We start from the raw sequence: 391 nt of genomic DNA, 5'->3' as shown, positions 1-391 counted from the left end.
GCAGGCGACCGAGCCGGGCATGGAAACGCGCGGTGTCCTTCAGCATCCGTGCCTGGCCGAGCAACCGATCGGACCGGGAGCGGTCGGCACGGCGGAACAGCGCGCCCACCATCTTCTCCACCATGACCAGCGCGGCGTCGGTCAACGCCGCTTCCATCTCGATCATGGAAGCGACGAGCATGGCGAGCCGGCGCGGACGTTCGAGACGCCGCAGATGCTGGGCGGTGACGATGCCGGCGGTTCGTGCGATGACGGCATAGCGGGCGGCATGGATGCGTCGCGCCCGGTCGGCTGCGATCCCAATGCCGCGCACAGTGTCGAGCCGTTCGACGATCCCCTTCAGGTTGGCGGCCGATGGGGCTTCCGGCCATTCGCGTATCCATCCGAGCCG

The 391-nt window shown here is 68.8% G+C and carries 1 pseudogene; it reads right to left on the bottom strand.

Annotation, left to right across the window (positions count from 1 at the left end):
• Window positions 1-391 (bottom strand): annotated as a pseudogene (locus tag CVH10_RS18045) (Tn3 family transposase); the annotation flags it as partial.

It is taken from the genome of Halomonas sp. ND22Bw, from assembly GCF_003011945.1.
In the GTDB taxonomy this organism is placed as follows: Bacteria; Pseudomonadota; Gammaproteobacteria; order Pseudomonadales; family Halomonadaceae; genus Halomonas; species Halomonas halophila.
This window is presented reverse-complemented; position numbering and strand designations above follow the sequence as displayed.